Source organism: Streptomyces sp. NPDC093018, assembly GCF_040684035.1.
GTDB lineage: Bacteria > Actinomycetota > Actinomycetes > Streptomycetales > Streptomycetaceae > Streptomyces > Streptomyces murinus.
The window spans coordinates 132,176-149,276 of record NZ_JBFBFF010000020.1 but is presented as its reverse complement, the minus strand read 5'-3'; the positions used below and the strand labels follow the sequence as shown (position 1 = coordinate 149,276).

The 17,101-nt window shown below is 72.0% G+C and carries 14 protein-coding genes; 8 read left to right on the top strand and 6 right to left on the bottom strand.

Annotated elements, in window-relative coordinates:
* Positions 1 to 947 (bottom strand): homocysteine S-methyltransferase family protein (locus AB0N90_RS32780; RefSeq protein WP_365202649.1); only part of this gene is annotated, 947 nt, incomplete at its 3' end.
* Between the two features lie 314 nt (positions 948 to 1,261).
* On the opposite strand from AB0N90_RS32780, the gene AB0N90_RS32775 reads away from it, so the two are divergent.
* The 5 genes from AB0N90_RS32775 to AB0N90_RS32755 all read left to right on the top strand — a co-directional run bounded on the left by AB0N90_RS32775 (position 1,262) and on the right by AB0N90_RS32755 (position 7,629).
* On the top strand, positions 1,262 to 2,026 hold the full coding sequence (locus AB0N90_RS32775) for an IclR family transcriptional regulator (RefSeq protein WP_361681163.1): 765 nt from the start codon (positions 1,262 to 1,264) through the stop codon (positions 2,024 to 2,026).
* Between the two features lie 354 nt (positions 2,027 to 2,380).
* Positions 2,381 to 3,172, top strand: coding sequence for an MIP/aquaporin family protein (locus tag AB0N90_RS32770; protein WP_365202647.1), 792 nt, complete (start codon positions 2,381 to 2,383; stop codon positions 3,170 to 3,172).
* A 75-nt stretch (positions 3,173 to 3,247) separates the two neighbouring features.
* Positions 3,248 to 4,786 (top strand): glycerol kinase GlpK, encoded by a 1,539-nt coding sequence (glpK, locus tag AB0N90_RS32765; protein ID WP_361681166.1) that lies wholly within the window; start codon positions 3,248 to 3,250, stop codon positions 4,784 to 4,786.
* A gap of 48 nt (positions 4,787 to 4,834) precedes the next feature.
* Entirely contained in the window at positions 4,835 to 6,451 is a 1,617-nt protein-coding gene (locus AB0N90_RS32760; RefSeq protein ID WP_365202645.1) for a glycerol-3-phosphate dehydrogenase/oxidase, read from the top strand.
* Between the two features lie 248 nt (positions 6,452 to 6,699).
* Complete coding sequence (locus AB0N90_RS32755) at positions 6,700 to 7,629, top strand: PAC2 family protein (protein WP_274506682.1); 930 nt, start codon at positions 6,700 to 6,702, stop codon at positions 7,627 to 7,629.
* Positions 7,630 to 7,810: 181 nt separating this feature from the next.
* Here the strand turns inward: AB0N90_RS32755 and mshC are convergent, their stop codons facing one another.
* The 4 genes from mshC to AB0N90_RS32735 all read right to left on the bottom strand — a co-directional run bounded on the left by mshC (position 7,811) and on the right by AB0N90_RS32735 (position 11,314).
* Positions 7,811 to 9,040: a cysteine--1-D-myo-inosityl 2-amino-2-deoxy-alpha-D-glucopyranoside ligase gene (mshC, locus tag AB0N90_RS32750; protein WP_365202643.1), complete on the bottom strand. Its 1,230-nt coding sequence runs from the start codon at positions 9,038 to 9,040 to the stop codon at positions 7,811 to 7,813.
* 108 nt (positions 9,041 to 9,148) lie between these two features.
* Positions 9,149 to 9,976, bottom strand: a complete 828-nt coding sequence (locus AB0N90_RS32745) for an SCO1664 family protein (RefSeq protein ID WP_361681176.1) — start codon at positions 9,974 to 9,976, stop codon at positions 9,149 to 9,151.
* Complete coding sequence (locus AB0N90_RS32740; protein ID WP_361681179.1) at positions 9,940 to 10,530, bottom strand: DUF3090 domain-containing protein; 591 nt, start codon at positions 10,528 to 10,530, stop codon at positions 9,940 to 9,942. Before AB0N90_RS32740 ends, AB0N90_RS32745 begins: the two co-directional genes overlap by 37 nt.
* Positions 10,531 to 10,627: 97 nt before the next feature.
* The gene (locus AB0N90_RS32735) at positions 10,628 to 11,314 is read right to left on the bottom strand and encodes a histidine phosphatase family protein (RefSeq protein WP_085563982.1); all 687 of its coding nucleotides are present in this window, start codon (positions 11,312 to 11,314) and stop codon (positions 10,628 to 10,630) included.
* 62 nt (positions 11,315 to 11,376) lie between these two features.
* Between AB0N90_RS32735 and corA the strand changes: the two genes are divergently transcribed.
* Positions 11,377 to 12,378: a magnesium/cobalt transporter CorA gene (gene corA, locus AB0N90_RS32730; RefSeq protein ID WP_361681184.1), complete on the top strand. Its 1,002-nt coding sequence runs from the start codon at positions 11,377 to 11,379 to the stop codon at positions 12,376 to 12,378.
* 150 nt (positions 12,379 to 12,528) lie between these two features.
* Here the strand turns inward: corA and AB0N90_RS32725 are convergent, their stop codons facing one another.
* On the bottom strand, positions 12,529 to 13,584 hold the full coding sequence (locus AB0N90_RS32725) for an LLM class F420-dependent oxidoreductase (protein WP_365202642.1): 1,056 nt from the start codon (positions 13,582 to 13,584) through the stop codon (positions 12,529 to 12,531).
* Between the two features lie 139 nt (positions 13,585 to 13,723).
* Here AB0N90_RS32725 and AB0N90_RS32720 point away from each other — a divergent pair, with 139 nt between their 5' ends.
* Positions 13,724 to 14,707, top strand: a complete 984-nt coding sequence (locus tag AB0N90_RS32720) for an aldo/keto reductase (RefSeq protein ID WP_182775264.1) — start codon at positions 13,724 to 13,726, stop codon at positions 14,705 to 14,707.
* Positions 14,704 to 17,049 (top strand): ATP-dependent RecD-like DNA helicase, encoded by a 2,346-nt coding sequence (locus tag AB0N90_RS32715; RefSeq protein WP_365202640.1) that lies wholly within the window; start codon positions 14,704 to 14,706, stop codon positions 17,047 to 17,049. Before AB0N90_RS32720 ends, AB0N90_RS32715 begins: the two co-directional genes overlap by 4 nt.
* The last annotated feature ends 52 nt before the right edge of the window (positions 17,050 to 17,101 follow it).

The window sequence follows — 17,101 nt, the reverse complement described above, 5'->3', positions numbered from 1 at the left end:
ACCACCTGGCGCAGGTGCTCGGGGGTCGTACCGCAGCAGCCACCGACCAGCGAGAGGCCGTACTCACGGACGAACGTCTCCTGCGCGTCCGCCAGCTCGGGGGCGGTCAGCGGGTAGTGGGCGCCGTCCTTGCCGAGGACGGGCAGGCCGGCGTTGGGCATGCAGGACAGCGGGATGCGCGCGTTGCGGGCGAGGTAGCGCAGGTGTTCGCTCATCTCGGCCGGGCCGGTGGCGCAGTTCAGGCCGATCATGTCGATGCCGAGCGGTTCGAGCGCGGTGAGGGCCGCGCCGATCTCGGAACCGAGGAGCATGGTGCCGGTGGTCTCGACGGTGACCGAGACGATCACCGGGAGGTCCAGGCCGAGGGCGGCCAGGGCGCTGCGGGCGCCGATGACCGAAGCCTTGGTCTGGAGGAGGTCCTGGGTGGTCTCCACGAGCAGCGCGTCGGCGCCGCCCTCGATCAGGCCCTCGGCGTTCGCCTGGTAGGCGTCACGGAGCGTCGGGTAGGGCGCGTGGCCGAGGGTGGGCAGCTTGGTGCCGGGGCCCATGGAGCCCAGGACCCAGCGGGGGCGGCCGTCGCGGGCGGTGAACGCGTCGGCGGTCTCGCGGGCGACGCGGGCGCCGGACTCGGAGAGTTCGTGGACGCGGTCGGAGATGTCGTACTCGCCGAGGGCGGAGTGGTTGGCGCCGAAGGTGTTGGTCTCGACGCAGTCCACGCCGACGGCGAAGTAGGCCTCATGGACCGAGCGGACGATGTCGGGGCGGGTGAGATTGAGGATCTCGTTGCAGCCCTCTAGCTGCTGGAAGTCGTCCAGGGTCGGGTCCTGGGCCTGGAGCATGGTGCCCATGGCTCCGTCGGCGACCACCACGCGGGTGGCGAGCGCCTCTCGGAGCGCGGACGCACGGGTCCGGCTGTCGGCGATAGGGGACGTTGGCAACGAGGCCATGTAAGGGCTCCCTGAAGGTGCGACGGCTGTCGGCTATGCGGTGCCCCCACGGCAGGCGGGAGGGCCGCACGGCGTCAGACTAACCGGGAGTGGGCTTGGATGGGCACAGGCGTCCACGAGACGGACGCGGATGGCCCCGGCGCCACATGCGGGCCACATGTGATGTAACAGGTGTCGACCGACCATTAGCGGGAGGTCGACATGGACCGGTAGTGTTCGACATTGCCGAACGGTGGTAGCGAAGCGCAGGAAGTCGGCGGCGCTTCGCCCATAGATGTGTTTCGGCAGTCGAAGGGGACGGAGGCAGGACGGCGATGGCACGGAACATCCAGTCGCTCGAACGCGCGGCCGCGATGCTGCGGCTGCTCGCGGGCGGCGAGCGACGGCTCGGGCTGTCGGACATCGCCTCCTCGCTCGGCCTCGCCAAAGGCACCGCACACGGCATCCTGCGCACCCTCCAGCAGGAGGGCTTCGTGGAGCAGGACGACGCCTCGGGCCGCTATCAGCTGGGCGCGGAGCTGCTGCGCCTGGGCACCACCTATCTGGACGTCCACGAGCTGCGGGCGCGCGCCCTGGTGTGGACGGACGATCTGGCCCGCTCCAGCGGGGAGAGCGTGCACCTGGGGGTGCTGCACCAGCAGGGCGTACTGATCGTGCACCACGTCTTCCGGCCCGACGACAGCCGGCAGGTGCTGGAGATCGGGGCCATGCAGCCCCTGCACTGCACGGCGCTGGGCAAGGTGCTGTCGGCGTACGACCCGGTGGCGCACAGCGAGGCGCTGGAGGCCGAGCGCAAGGCGTTCACGGACCGCACGGTGTGCGGCGCGGAGGAGTTCGAGCAGATCCTCGACCTCACGCGCGCGCGGGGCTACGCGGCCGATGTGGAGGAGACGTGGGAGGGTGTGGCGTCGATCGCCGCGCCCGTCCACGACCGGCGCCGGATGCCCGTGGGTGCCGTCGGCATCACGGGTGCGGTGGAGCGGCTGTGCCGGGACGGCGAGCTGCGGCCCGAGCTGATCGCCGCGGTGCGCGACTGCGCCCGTGCGGTCTCCAGGGACCTGGGCGCCGGGCGGTTCTGAGGGTCCCTGAGGGATCACGCTCTGTTGTGGGTATGACCGGGACGCCGGGCGGCGTTCCGGCTCTCGGCCTACCCTGAAGTGGACGAACCGGGGCTAAAACTGCATAGCGTGGCGAAGAGTGATAGCCGACGACGATCAATAACGATCCGGTTTTCGATAAGAGAACTCTTGACGCACGCGTAACACCGAAGCGAGACTCCCGTCCATCGGTCGGCATTGTCGAACACCTATCGGTAATACGCGTTAGAGTGTGACAACGCCAAGGGCCGGCATCGCTCTCATCCCCGAGGGCACCAGAACCCCCGGTGGGACCGGGGTTCGCTTCCCCCTGGACGAAGGACAAAGGAGTCGCGGGTGTCCAGCTCCGACATCTTCATCGGCGAGACCCTCGGTACCGCCATACTCATCCTGCTCGGCGGCGGTGTCTGCGCCGCCGTCACGCTGAAGGCCTCCAAGGCACGGAACGCCGGCTGGGTGGCCATCGCCTTCGGGTGGGGCTTCGCGGTCATGACGGCCGTCTACATCTCCGCGCCGCTCTCCGGCGCCCATCTGAACCCGGCCGTCACCGTCGCCCTGGCCATCAAGAACAGCGACTGGAGCAGCGTTCCGTACTACCTCGGCGGCCAGCTGCTCGGCGCCATGATCGGTGCGGTCCTGGTGTGGCTCGCCTACTACGGGCAGTTCCACGCGCACCTCACCGACAAGGAGATCGTCGGCGGTCCGGGTGCCCAGGCCACGTCGGCCAAGGCGGTCGAGGCCCAGGAGCAGGGCGCCGGCCCGGTGCTCGGCATCTTCTCCACCGGCCCGGAGATCCGGAACGTGGTGCAGAACCTCGTCACGGAGATCATCGGCACCATCGTGCTGATCCTCGCGGTCCTCACGCAGGGCCTGAACAACAACGGCGACGGCCTCGGCGCGCTCGGCGGTCTGATCACCGCCTTCGTGGTGGTGGCCATCGGCCTGTCCCTCGGCGGCCCGACGGGCTACGCGATCAACCCGGCCCGTGACCTCGGCCCGCGCATCGTGCACGCCCTGCTGCCGCTGCCCAACAAGGGCGGCTCCGACTGGAGCTACGCCTGGATCCCGGTGGTCGGCCCGCTGATCGGCGCCGCCATCGCGGCGGGTATCTACAACGTCGCCTTCTGACGAAACCCCCCACAGGGGATTCGCGCACGCGCCGTACGTTCAGCCCCTCAACCACGGACCTTTCAGGAGCACACAGTGACCGACGCCCACACCGCAGGCCCCTTCATCGCGGCGATCGACCAGGGCACCACCTCCTCGCGCTGCATCATCTTCGACCGGGACGGCCGTATCGTCTCCGTCGACCAGAAGGAGCACGAGCAGATCTTCCCGAAGCCGGGCTGGGTCGAGCACAACGCCAACGAGATCTGGACCAACGTCCAGGAGGTCGTCGCCGGAGCCGTCGAGAAGGCCGGCATCACCCGCGACGACATCAAGGCCATCGGCATCACCAACCAGCGCGAGACCACCGTGCTGTGGGACAAGAACACCGGTGAGCCCGTCCACAACGCCATCGTCTGGCAGGACACCCGCACCGACGGCCTGTGCCGGGAGCTGGGCCGCAACGTCGGCCAGGACCGCTTCCGCCGCGAGACCGGCCTGCCGCTGGCCTCCTACTTCGCCGGCCCCAAGGCCCGCTGGCTGCTCGACAACGTCGAGGGCCTCAAGGAGCGCGCCGCCGCCGGGGACATCCTCTTCGGCACCATGGACACCTGGGTCATCTGGAACCTGACCGGCGGTGTCAACGGCGGGCGGCACGTCACCGACGTCACCAACGCCTCGCGCACCATGCTCATGAACCTGCACACGATGCAGTGGGACGAGAAGATCGCCGAGTCGATCGGTGTGCCGCTGAACATCCTGCCCGAGATCCGCTCCTCCGCCGAGGTCTACGGCGAGGTCACCGGCGGCAAGCTCGGCGACCTGCTGGGCGGCATCCCGGTCGCCTCCGCGCTCGGCGACCAGCAGGCGGCCCTGTTCGGCCAGACCTGTTTCTCCGAGGGCGAGACCAAGTCGACCTACGGCACCGGCACCTTCATGGTGATGAACACCGGCGACAAGATCATCAACTCGTACGCCGGTCTGCTGACCACCGTCGGCTACAAGATCGGCGAGCAGCCCACGGTCTACGCCCTGGAGGGCTCGATCGCCGTCACCGGTTCGCTGGTGCAGTGGATGCGCGACCAGATGGGCCTGATCTCCACCGCCGCCGAGATCGAGACGCTCGCGCTCTCCGTCGAGGACAACGGCGGCGCCTACTTCGTGCCGGCCTTCTCCGGCCTGTTCGCCCCGCACTGGCGTTCCGACGCCCGCGGTGTGATCGCCGGTCTGACCCGGTACGTCACCAAGGCGCACCTCGCGCGCGCCGTCCTGGAGGCCACCGCCTGGCAGACCCGGGAGATCGCCGACGCCATGGTGAAGGACTCCGGCGACGAGCTGGTGGCCCTGAAGGTCGACGGCGGCATGACCTCCAACAACCTGCTGATGCAGACGCTCGCCGACGTCCTGGACGCGCCCGTGGTGCGCCCGATGGTCGCCGAGACCACCTGCCTCGGCGCCGCCTACGCCGCCGGCCTCGCCGTCGGCTTCTGGTCCAGCACCGACGAGCTGCGCGCCAACTGGCGCCGGGCCGCCGAATGGACCCCCCAGATGGACGCGGAGACCCGCGACCGTGAGTACAAGAACTGGCTCAAGGCCGTCGACCGGACCATGGGCTGGATCGAGGACGAGAGCTGAGCTGCCTCTTTCCGCGCAGACCGCTCTGACGAGGAGTAAGTACCCCACATGACCAGTCAGTCCACCCTGCAGTCCGTGCCTGCCCTGGGAACGCGCCCGGCCTCCGGCTCCAACCCGAGTCGCGCCGAGACCAGGGAGCAGCTCTCCAAGGCGTCGTACGACCTTCTTGTGATCGGCGGCGGCATCCTGGGCATCTCCACCGCCTGGCACGCCGCGCAGTCCGGGCTCAGGGTGGCGCTGGTCGATGCCGGCGACTTCGCCGGTGCCACGTCCTCCGCCTCTTCCAAGCTGCTCCACGGCGGTCTGCGCTACCTGCAGACCGGCGCGGTGAAGCTGGTGGCGGAGAACCACTTCGAGCGCCGTGCGGTGTCCCGTCAGGTGGCTCCCCACCTGGCGAACCCGCTGACCTTCTACCTCCCCGTGTACAAGGGTGGGCCGCACGGCGCGGCGAAGCTCGGCGCGGGCGTCTTCGCCTACTCGGCGCTGTCCGCGTTCGGCGACGGCGTCGGCCACCTGCTCTCCCCCGCCAAGGCGGCGCAGGACGTGCCCGAGCTGCGTACCGAGAACCTCAAGGCCGTGGCCGTGTACGGCGACGACCAGATGAACGACGCGCGCATGGCGCTGATGACGGTCCGCGCGGCCGTCGAGGCGGGCGCGGTCGTCCTGAACCACGCCGAGGTCACCGGCCTGCGCTTCACCCGGGGCCGGGTGACGGGCGCCGAGCTGAAGGACCGTACCTCCGGTGACGAGTTCGGTGTCGACGCCCGTCTGGTGCTGAACGCGACCGGTCCCTGGGTCGACCACCTGCGCAAGCTGGAGGACCCGAACGCGGCGCCGTCCATCCGGCTGTCCAAGGGCGCGCACCTGGTCCTGAAGCGGACCTCGCCGTGGAAGGCCGCGCTGGCGACCCCGATCGACAAGTACCGGATCACCTTCGCCCTCCCGTGGGAGGACATGCTGCTGCTCGGCACCACCGACGAGGAGTACGAGGGCGACCCGGCGGATGTTTCCGTCAATGACAAGGACATAGCGCAGATCCTGGACGAGGCGGCGTTCTCCGTCCGGGACCAGCAGCTGAAGAAGGACCTGATCACGTACGCGTTCGCCGGTCTGCGGGTGCTGCCCGGCGGTCCCGGTGACACCGCGAAGGCCAAGCGCGAGACGGTGGTGACCGAAGGCAAGGGCGGCATGCTGTCCGTCGCGGGCGGCAAGTGGACCACGTTCCGCCACATCGGTCGTACGATCATGAAGAAGCTGGAGGCGCTGCCGGGCCACCCGCTGGGCGACGACTTCGAGCCGATCTCCTCGCTGCCGAAGAAGCTGCCGCTGCCCGGTGTCGCCAACCCGCGCGCGGTCGCGCACCGGCTGCTGGTGGACGGTCCGGCGCCCGGCCCGCGGATGGCCGCCGACACCGCCAAGCACCTGGCCACCCACTACGGCTCGCTGGCCTTCGACATCGCCCGGATGGCGAACGAGAACCCGGCGCTGGCGCAGCGGGTGCACCCGGACGCGCCGGAGATCTGGGCGCAGGTCGTATGGGCCCGGGACCACGAGTGGGCCGAGACGGCGGACGACGTGCTGCGCCGCCGCACCACGCTGACGATCCGCGGCCTGGCCACGGACGAGGTCCGGGCGAAGGTCCAGGGTCTGCTCGACGAGAAGTAGTCCCGGTCGGAGACGACATCGGGGAAGGGGCGGCGCCGTACGCACGGGCCGCCCCTTCCGCGCGCCCTTCCGCGCGGGCCTCGGATCCGGGTTCCGGGTCCGGGCTTTATCAGGGGCGCGAGGGGTGTTCGAGCGGGGAGCGCGGGGCAGTGATCCGTTCACTGCCCCTACAAGGGGACTGCGGACGCCCTTGCCGGACGCCGTAAGGTTGGTGAGTCAAGCAAGGGCACGTCGGAAGGAGGCACTGGGTGATCGAGCTGGAGGGGGTTCCCGAGCTGATCGACCCAGTCATGGTGGCCGCGTTCGAGGGCTGGAACGATGCCGGTGACGCCGCCTCCACGGCGGTCGCGCATCTGGAACGCGAGTTCAAGGGCGAGGTGTTCGCGGCGCTGGACGCCGAGGACTACTACGACTTCCAGGTGAACCGGCCGACGGTGTTCATGGAGGACGGGGTACGCAAGATCACCTGGCCGACGACCCGGCTCTCGGTGGTCCGTGTCGGCGGCGCCAAGCCGCGTGATCTGGTGCTGGTCCGGGGCATCGAGCCGTCGATGCGCTGGCGCTCGTTCTGCAACGAGCTGCTGGGCTTCGCGCACGAGCTGGGCGTGGAGCTGGTGGTCGTCATGGGCGCGCTGCTCGGGGACACCCCGCACACCCGTCCGGTGCCGGTCAGCGGGGTCACCTCGGACACGGATCTGGCGCAGCGGATGGATCTGGAGGAGACCAAGTACGAGGGTCCGACGGGCATCGTCGGGGTCCTCCAGGAGGCGTGCACGCATGCCGGGGTGCCGGCGGTGTCGCTGTGGGCGGCGGTGCCGCACTACGTCTCCCAGCCGCCCAACCCGAAGGCCACGCTGGCGCTGCTCAACCGTCTTGAGGATCTGCTGGACCTGCGGATCCCGCAGGGCGAGCTGCCGGAGGACGCGCGGGCCTGGCAGGTGGGCGTGGACCAGCTGGCCGCGGAGGACAGCGAGGTCGCGGAGTACGTCCAGACGCTGGAGGAGGCCCGGGACACCGCGGAGCTGCCGGAGGCGTCCGGAGAGGCGATCGCGCGGGAGTTCGAGCGGTATCTGCGGCGCCGGGACACCCCGGGCGGCAAGGCGCGCCCCTCGAAGCCCGATGCGGATGCCTCCGGCGGTTCGGCCGGCGATGACGAGGGTGACGGGTCGGAGGACTGAGGTACGGCGGAGGGGCGGTCCCGGGTTGGGGGCCGCCCCTTCTTCGTGTCGCCGATGCGCTACGGGGTGCCGCCCGAGGTCGTCGGGGGGCTGCCGCGTCGTCGTGGTTTCTCGCGCCCACGCGGCGGAGCCGCACATCGATACGGCCCCGCGCCCCTTTGGGGCGCGGGGTCAGCGGTGTTTACAGGGCGACGCCCAGGAGGGCGTCCACGGCCCTCGTCACCAGGCCCGGGGCGCCCGTGTCCGGGCCGCCCTCGGAGTTCTGCCGGGCCGCCCAGCGGTCCACCGCGGCAAGCGCCGTGGGGGCGTCCAGGTCGTTCGACAGGGCGTCGCGGATCTCCTCGACCAGGGCGTCGGCGCAGGGGCCGTCGGGGCGGGAGACCGCGGCGCGCCAGCGGTCGAGGCGGTCGACGGCGTCCTGGAGGACCTGGTCGGTCCACTCCCAGTCGGCCCGGTAGTGGTGGGCCAGCAGGGCCAGGCGGACCGCGGCCGGGTCGACGCCGTCGCGCCGCACCTGGGAGACGAAGACCAGGTTGCCCTTGGACTTGGACATCTTCTCGCCGTCCAGGGCGACCATGCCGGCGTGTACATAGGCCTTGGCCATCGGGAACTCGCCGGTGAGCACCTGGGCGTGCGAGGCGCCCATCTCATGGTGCGGGAAGGCGAGGTCGGAGCCGCCGCCCTGGACGTCGAAGCCCATGCCGAGGTGGTCGAGGGCGATGGCCACGCACTCGATGTGCCAGCCGGGCCGGCCGGGGCCGAGGGAGGCGCCGTCCCAGCTGGGCTCGCCCTCGCGGGCCGCCATCCACAGCATCGGGTCGACCGGGTTCTTCTTGCCCGGGCGGTCCGGGTCGCCGCCGCGCTCGGCGGACAGCAGCCGCATGGCGGCCGCGTCGAGGTGCGAGACCGAGCCGAAGTGCGGGTCGGACTCGACGGAGAAGTAGATGTCGCCTTCCAGCTCGTAGGCCGCGCCGAGATCGCGCAGCCGCTCCACGAGCGGGACGATGCCGGGTATGGCCTCGACGGCGCCTATGTAGTGCTGGGGCGGGAGCATCCGCAGGGCGGTCATGTCCTCGCGGAAGAGGGAGGTCTCCTTCTCGGCGAGGGCGACCCAGTCGACGCCGTCGCGCTCCGCGCGCTCAAGGAGCGGGTCGTCGACGTCGGTGACGTTCTGGACGTAGTGGACCTGCCGCTTGGTGTCGAGCCACACGCGCTGGACGAGGTCGAACGCGTTGTAGGTCGCCGCATGACCCATGTGGGTCGCGTCGTACGGGGTGATGCCGCAGACGTAGATACGGGCGACGGGACCGGGCTGGAGGGTGACCAGGCCGCCGGTCGCGGTGTTGTGGATCCTCAGGTCGCGGCCCTGACCAGGCAGGGCGGGGACCTCGGAAGCGGGCCAGGCATGCATGTACATGAGCCTAACCGGCCGCGCGTGGCGTACACGACCGGGATCGAGTCGGATGGCCGGTTGTGCGCTCTTGTATCTTCGGTCGCACTGTGCTCACACGAGCCGTGCTCACACGGGCGGCCAGGGGATCGCCGGCCAGTCCCCGCCGGGTTCCGGGTGCAGCCCGCAGGCGAGGAGGGCGGCGACCCGGGCGCGGGTGGCGTCCAGTTCCGCTGCGGTGATCAGCGGGGCGAGGCGCTCGCCCAGATCGCCGTCCAGGGCGTCACGGAGCCGCTTGAGGACTCCGACGGCCTCGGCGGTGAGGGGTTCACCGGCCCAGCCCCACAGCAGGGTGCGCAGCTTGTCCTCGGCGTTGAAGGTCACACCGTGGTCGATGCCGTAGAGCCGGCCGTCGGCGGTGGGCAACAGATGGCCGCCCTTGCGGTCGGCGTTGTTGATCACGGCGTCCAGGACGGCGAGCCGGCGCAGCCGCTCGTCGTCTGCGTGCACGAGCAGCGCGGTGCGGCCCTCGCCGACCTCGGCGAAGCCGATGGCCTTCCAGCCGGGCTCGGGTTCCTCGCCGTCGACCAGGGCGAGGAGTTCGGGCTCCGGGGAGACCTCGATCCACAGCTGGCACATGCCCTCGCCGTAGGGGCCGTCGCGCAGCACGGTGGGCGGGACGAGACCCCAGCCGGTGGCCTCGGAGACCTCGTAGGCGGCGACCTCCCGGGCGGCGAGGGTGCCGTCGGGGAAGTCCCACAGGGGGCGCTCCCCCGCCACCGGCTTGTAGACGCAGTCGGCTTCCCGGCCGTCGTGGGCGACGGTGCAGAACAGGGCGGCGTTCGAGGCGTCGCGGATGCGGCCGCGCACGGTCAGCTCACCGCGGGCGAGCAGTTCGGCGGCGCCCGGGTCGGCGGCGGTCACGCCCCGCGGCGGTATCCGTTCTGGCGCGGGCATACGTGTCCTTCCGGATCGAGCGGGAGGCTGCACAGCGGGCACGGCGGCCGCCCGGCGTTGACGACGTCGAGGGCGCGTTTGGCGAAGGCACGGGCCTGCGCGCCGCTCAGCCGGACCCGCAGCATCGGGGGTCCGTTCTCCTCGTCCTGGAGCAGCCGTTCCTCGGCCTCGGCGAGGTCCTCCTCGGTGTCGGCGTCCAGCTCCACCAGGGCCTGCGCCTCCACGACCATGCGCTGTTCCTCGGCGTCCCAGGCCAGGGCCATGGTGCCGACCCGGAACTCCTCCTCCACGGGGCTCTCCAGCGGGGCGGTGTCGGAGATCTCACTGGGCGCCATGGCCGGGACGGGGGCGCTGCCGCCGCTGCGGCGCACCACCTCGTCCAGGAGTTCGTCCATGCGCTCGGCGAGCGCGGCGACCTGGGTCTTCTCCAGGACCACGCTGGTCACCCGGGGACCCGCCATGGCCTGGAGGAAGAACGTACGGCGTCCGGGCAGTCCGACCGTGCCGGCCACGAAGCGGTCCGGCGGATCGTAGAGGAACACCTGACGGGACACGTCCTGTCTCCATTGGGTCGAGAGTTTCGGCGGTGCGTGTGCGGGCCGCTGCGGATACGCGACGGCGCGGATCGCTTCACCCTACTGCGGGCGACGATCACGGTGCGCCCGCACCGCCACCGACCGGTGCGTCGCCGTCGGGGTGCTCCTCGCGCGGGGCGAGCGAGGCGAGATCGCCGGTGTCGCCGAGGCGGACGAGGAAGGGACGCAGCCGGGTGTAGCGGATCGCGGTGACGGAACACGGTTCCACGGAGATCCGTTGGAAGAGGTCGAGGTGGAGGCCGAGGGCCTCGGCGACCAGGGACTTGATGATGTCACCGTGGGAGCACATCAGGTAGGTGGCGTCGGCGCCGTGGTCGCGCTCGACGCGCGCGTTCCACTCGCGGACGGCCTCGGCGGCGCGGGTCTGCATGGCGCGCATGGACTCCCCGCCGGGGAAGGCGGCGGCGGAGGGGTGGGCCTGGACGACGTCCATCAGCGGCTCGTCCTTGAGTTCGGCGAGCTTGCGGCCGGACCAGTCGCCGTAGTGGCACTCCCCGATCCGGTCGTCGGTGTGGGGGCTGAGACCGGGCCGGGCCGCGAGGAGCGGGGCCAGGGTCTCCTGGCAGCGCTGGAGCGGGCTGGTGACGATCTCGGCCAGCGGCAGGGCGGCGAGCCGGGCGGGCAGGGCGGCGGCCTGGGCGGTGCCGCGCTCGTCCAGGGAGACCCCCGGGGTCCAGCCGGCGAGCACGCCGGAGGTGTTGGCGGTGGAACGTCCGTGCCTTACGAGGATCAGCGTGGGCATGCGGACCAGGGTAGGCGCATCGGACGATGCGCCGTTGAGCTCGTGAAGGGAGAATGCGCTCCGTGATCGTCGACTGTGCCATCTACCGGCACGGACAGCGGACCGAGGGTCCGGAGGACCTGTCCGACGCGCTCGCCGAGGCGCGGGCGGCGGGTGGGTTCGTGTGGATCGGGCTGTACGAGCCGTCCGAGCGGGAGTTCGACCTGGTGACCCAGGAGTTCGGGCTGCACCCGCTGGCGGTGGAGGACGCTCTCAAGGCTCATCAGCGGCCCAAACTCGAGGTGTACGAGGATTCGCTGTTCGTGGTGCTGAAACCGGTCGCGTACGAACCGGCGAGCGACACGGTCTCGGCGGGCGAGATCATGGTCTTCGTCGGGGACTGCTTCGTGGTGACGGTGCGGCACGGCGAGGCCTCGCCGCTCGCGGCGGTGCGGCACCGGCTCGAGGAGGAGCCGGAGATGCTCCACAAGGGGCCCACCTCGGTGCTGTACGCGATCGCCGACGCCATCGTGGACCGGTACCTGGAGGTGGCCACCGAGCTCCAGACGGATCTGGAGGAGGTGGAGGCGGAGGTGTTCCGGCCCGAAGGGGGCGGCGCGCGCAACACCGCCTCGCGGATCTACGGCTTCAAGCGGCAGATCGTGGAGTTCCGCCGGGCGACCGGGCCGCTGACGGTGCCGCTGAGCCGGCTGGCGGGGACGGGGCCGCTCGGCTCGGGCGGCGGGGTGCCGTTCGTGCACGAGGAGGCGCGGCCGTTCTTCCGCGACGTCGGCGACCATCTGGCCCGTGTCAACGAGTCGGTGGAGGGCCTGGACCGGCTGGTTTCGGACGTGCTGTCGGCGCATCTGGCGCAGACGAGCGTGCGGCAGAACGACGACATGCGGAAGATCTCCGCCTGGGCGGCGATGGCCGCGGTGCCCACGATGATCGCCGGGATCTACGGCATGAACTTCGACCACATGCCCGAGCTGCACTGGCTGTGGTCGTACCCGGCGGTGATCCTGGTGATGGCGCTGCTGGAGGTGCTCCTGTACCGGCTGTTCAAGCGGCGCGAGTGGCTGTGAGCCGCGCCGGCCGCGAGGGGCCCTCCGGAAAACCTCGGAAGAAGGGGGCCCGGGAGTCGTAACCGCTCGTCGCCGGGCGCGTTGTTCCCGGTGACGGCCGTGGCGGGGAAGACCCCCGAGCCCCCACCACGGCCGTAGAAGCCACCTTGTTCAGGCGAGTCCGGCGCGCTCCAGGGCCTCGGTGCCGGCGCGCAGGGAGGCGAGCCGTTCCTGAAGGGTGAACCCGGCGGGCGCGAGGCTGAGGGTGGTGACCCCGGCCTCGGCATAGGCCTTCATCCGGTCGGCGATGCGGTCGACGGAGCCCAGCAGCGTGGTCTTGTCGATGAGGTCCTGCGGGATCGCGGCGGCCGCGCCCTGCTTGTCCCCGGACAGGTACTTCTCCTGGATCTCGGCGGCCTCCCGCTCGTACCCCATGCGCTGCGCGAGCTTGTTGTAGAAGTTCTGCTTGGCGCTGCCCATGCCGCCGACGTACAGCGCGGTGTAGGGGCGGAAGGTGTCGGCGAGCGCGGCCACGTCCTTGTCGTCACCGACGGCCAGCGGCAGGGTCGGGCACACGTCGAACCCGTCGAGGGTCTTGCCCGCCTTCTCCCGGCCCGCGCGCAGATGCGTGAGGGTGGTCTCCTCCAGGTGCTCGGCCGCGGGGAAGATCAGCAGGGCGCCGTCGGCGATCTCGCCGGTCTGCTCCAGGTTCTTCGGGCCGATCGCGGCGATGTACAGCGGGATGTGCTCGCGCTGCGGGTGCACGGTCAACTTGAGCGGCTTGCCGGGACCGTCCGGCAGCGGCAGCGTCCAGTGCTCGCCCTCGTACGACAGCCGCTCACGGGTCATCGCCTTGCGGACGATCTCCACGTACTCGCGGGTGCGGGCCAGCGGCTTGTCGAACCTGACGCCGTACCAGCCCTCGGAGACCTGGGGCCCGGAGACGCCGAGGCCGAGCCGGAAGCGGCCGCCGGAGAGGGTGTCCAGGGTGGCCGCCGTCATCGCGGTCATCGCGGGCTGGCGGGCCGGGATCTGGAAGATGGCCGAGCCGACGTCGATGCGCTCGGTCTGGGCGGCGACCCAGCTGAGCACGGTGGCCGCGTCGGAGCCGTACGCCTCGGCGGCCCAGCACACGGCGTAGCCCAGCCGGTCGGCCTCCTGGGCCACGGCCAGATTGTCCCCGTCCATTCCCGCACCCCAGTAGCCGAGGTTGAGTCCGAGTTGCATGGCCGAATCCCCTTACCCATGAGTAACGTCCCTGTGGCGCAGACCTTAGCGCGGGGGCGCGGGCGGCGCCCCGTGCGGGCCCGCGCGAGTTGTCCACAGGCATCCCGCCCCACTCGTTCCGGCCAGTAATCTCGCGGTCATGGAGCAGAGGCATCTCGGCCGTACCGGCCTGCGCGTGTCCCGGATCGGACTCGGCACCCTCACCTGGGGCCGGGACACCGAGGAGCATGACGCCGCGGACATGCTCAAGGCGTTCTGGGAGGCCGGCGGCACCCTCGTCGACACCGCGGACGTGTACGGCGGCGGGGAGGCGGAGTATCTGCTCGGGCGGCTGATGGAACGGCTCGTGCCGCGCCGTGACCTGGTGATCTCCACGAAGGCGGGCAGCGTCCCCGACCCCGGGCGCCGCTTCGACGGCTCCCGCGGCCATCTGCTGGCCGCGCTGGACGCCTCGCTGGTTCGCCTGGGCACGGACCATGTGGACCTGTGGCACATCCACGCGTACGACACCGGGACCCCGCTGGAGGAGACGCTCCAGGCCCTCGACATAGCGGTGGCCAGCGGCCGGGCCCGGTACGCGGGGGTGTCCAACTTCTGCGGCTGGCAGCTCGCCAAGGCCGCCACCTGGCAGCTCGCGGCGCCGGGCACCCGCACCCGGCTGGCCAGCACGCAGATGGAGTACTCGCTGCTCCAGCGGGGCGTGGAGCGCGAGGTGCTGCCCGCCGCGCTGGACCTGGGCGTGGGCCTGCTGCCCTCCTCCCCGCTCGGCCGGGGCGTGCTGACCGGAAAGTACCGGCACGGCACGCCCGCGGACTCGCGCGGCGCCTCCGAGCATCTGGCGCCGTTCGTGGAGCCGTATCTGGACGACACCGCGACGCGCATCGTGGACGCGGTGACGACGGCCGCCGACGGGCTCGCGGTCACCCCGCTCCAGGTGGCGCTCGCCTGGGTCCGCGACCGCCCAGGGGTCACCGCCCCGATCGTCGGCGCGCGCACCGCGCAGCAGCTCACGGCGGCATTGTCAGTGGAGGCGCTTAGTCTTCCTGACGAGATCTGCCGGGCGCTGGACGATGTGTCGGCGCCCTTGCACCGCTATCCCGATCACGACTGGAGCACGCTGTGAGCACGGAACCGGAGACCACGGAGGAAACGGGGCCGGGGACGCCGGAGATGCCGGAGGCGCAGGGAGCGCCGGGGACTCCAGGAGCGCCGGGAACGCCGGACGAGGCGGACGGGGGTGGGCTCGCGGCGGACGGCGATGACGGTGCGGACGAGACGTCCGAAGTATCCGGGGCTCCCGAAGTGTCCGAGGCGTCCGTGGTCTTGGAGGCGGAGGGCGGCGGCGCGGACGAGGAGACTGCGGAGTCGGCCGAGGGGTCGGAGTCGGCGGAGTCGGCGGCCGATGGTGCCGGGAAGCCGGAGTTGTCCGAGGCGGCGGCCGAGTTGGCCGCGCAGCGGCTGGAGCGGGAACGGATCGAGCGGCGCAAGGCGGAGCGCGACGGACCCGTCGAGAGCGGCGCCAAGCTGAGCGGCAAGGCGGCCGATCTGCTGGCCGCGGTGCGAGCGGTGGAGGCGGGCGGGAAACCGGCGTCCACGGTGTTCGCCGCGCCCTCGCGGCCCGCGCCCGAGCCGGGCCCCGCGACCGCCGCGGCCGCCCCGGTCCGTCCGGCACCCGAGCCGGAGCCGGTGCGGCAGGAGCGGCCCACGCCCGCCCCCGCTCCCGCGCCGGGCGGGCCCTCGTCGCGGACGGTGGATGCCGTACGGCGGGTCCTCGCGGAGGGCGGCGCGCCGGAGGCGCTGGGACAGCAGGCGGCCGTGGCGCTCGGCGAGGGTGCCGGGGAACTGCTGCGGGCGGACCCCTGGCAGTTGCTGCGGGTCCCCGGGGTACGGCCCGAGCAGGCGGACGGTTTCGCCCGGGCGCTGCTCGGTGCCGAGTGCGGTCCGCGGGACGAGCGGCGGGGGCGGGCGGTGACGGTCTGGCTGCTGGAGCAGGCGGCCCTCGCCGGACACACCGCCCTGGAGGCACCCGCGCTCACCGCGGCGCTGGCCCAGCGGGGGGTGCCGGACCCGGACGAGGCCGTGCAGAGCACCCTGGCCGAGGGTGAGGCGCTGGTGTTCGAGGACCCCCTGGAGGAGGCGGGCGCCCCGGCCGCGCAGCCGGCGGACGACGACGGGGAGGAGGAGCGCCCGGTGCGGGTGCTCATCGCCCTGGAGCGGTACGCCATGGCCGAGGAGAGCCTCGCCGACGGCCTGGCCCGGCTGATCAACTCCCCGTCCCAGGACGCCGAGGAGACCTGGGCGCCGGTCGTCGCGGCGCTGTCGGGCGGCGCCGCCGAGCTGGCCCGCGCGGTCGCCGGGCACGGTCTGGTCCTGCACACCGGCGGCGACGCCTCCCGCGCCGAACCGGCGGCCCTGCTCGGTGCCGCCCGGGACGCGGGCCTGCGGGCCCTCGCCGTGTGCCACACCGCCGACGGCCGCGACCGGCTCGCCGCGCTGCCGCCGACGCGAGGAGCGGACGTGGGCACGGTCGCCGGGCTGCTGGCCGGTACCGAGGGACCCGGCCGGGACGGGGACGGAACGCTGGAGCTGGATCTGCTGATCGTGCCGGACGCGCCCCAACTGGACGTGGAGAGCGCGGCGATGCTGGTGGAGTCGCTGCCCGACGGGGCGCGGCTGGTGCTCGGCGGCGATCCGGCGCTGCTGTGGTCGGCCGGTCCCGGGCGGGTCTTCGCCGATCTGCTCGCGGCCCGCGCCTGCCCCCAGATCGCCTCCCGGCTGCCCGACCCCGGCCCGATCGGGGAGCTGGTCTCCGGGATCGGCATCGGCGAGCTGAACCAGGTCGAGGCGCCCGGCAAGGAGGTCGTGATCGTGCCGGTGCGGGACGCGGGCGAGGCCGTGCACCGCACCGTGCAACTGGTCGCGGACTCGGTGCCGAGGGCCTTCGGGGTGCCCGTCGAGGAGGTCGTGGTGATCACGCCGGGTCATGGCGGCGCGGCCGGTACCCGGGCCCTCAACTCCGCTCTGAAGGAACGCCTCAACCCCGGCCCCGGCCGGTTCGGCGGCTTCGACCCCGGCGACCGGATCGCCTACTCCCCCGCCCCGGGCCGCACTCTGCCGGGCACGGTGGTGAAGGCCGACGCGGAGGGGCTGCATCTGTCCTGCGCGGGCGCCCCCGTGGTCGTACCGCGAGAGCGGGTCGAGGCGTGGGTGCGGCACGGATGGGCGCTGACCGCGCATCAGGCGGTGGGCGGGCGCTGGCCCGCGGCGGTCGTGGTGCTGCCCGGCGATGCCGCGCAGGCGCTGAGCAGGCCGTGGGTGTACACGGCGTTCGGCCGGGGTGAGCGGCATCTCTCGGTGGTCCACGGCGCGGAGGGTGCGCTGCCGCGGGCGGTCGCGGAGATCCCGGCGAAGCCCCGTACGACCCGGCTGGCGACGCTGCTGCGCCCGCAGTCCCCGACGGACTGAGGCGCCCCGGCGCCGTCGGGATGGGATCACCCGGGACGGCGCTGTGCGGCGG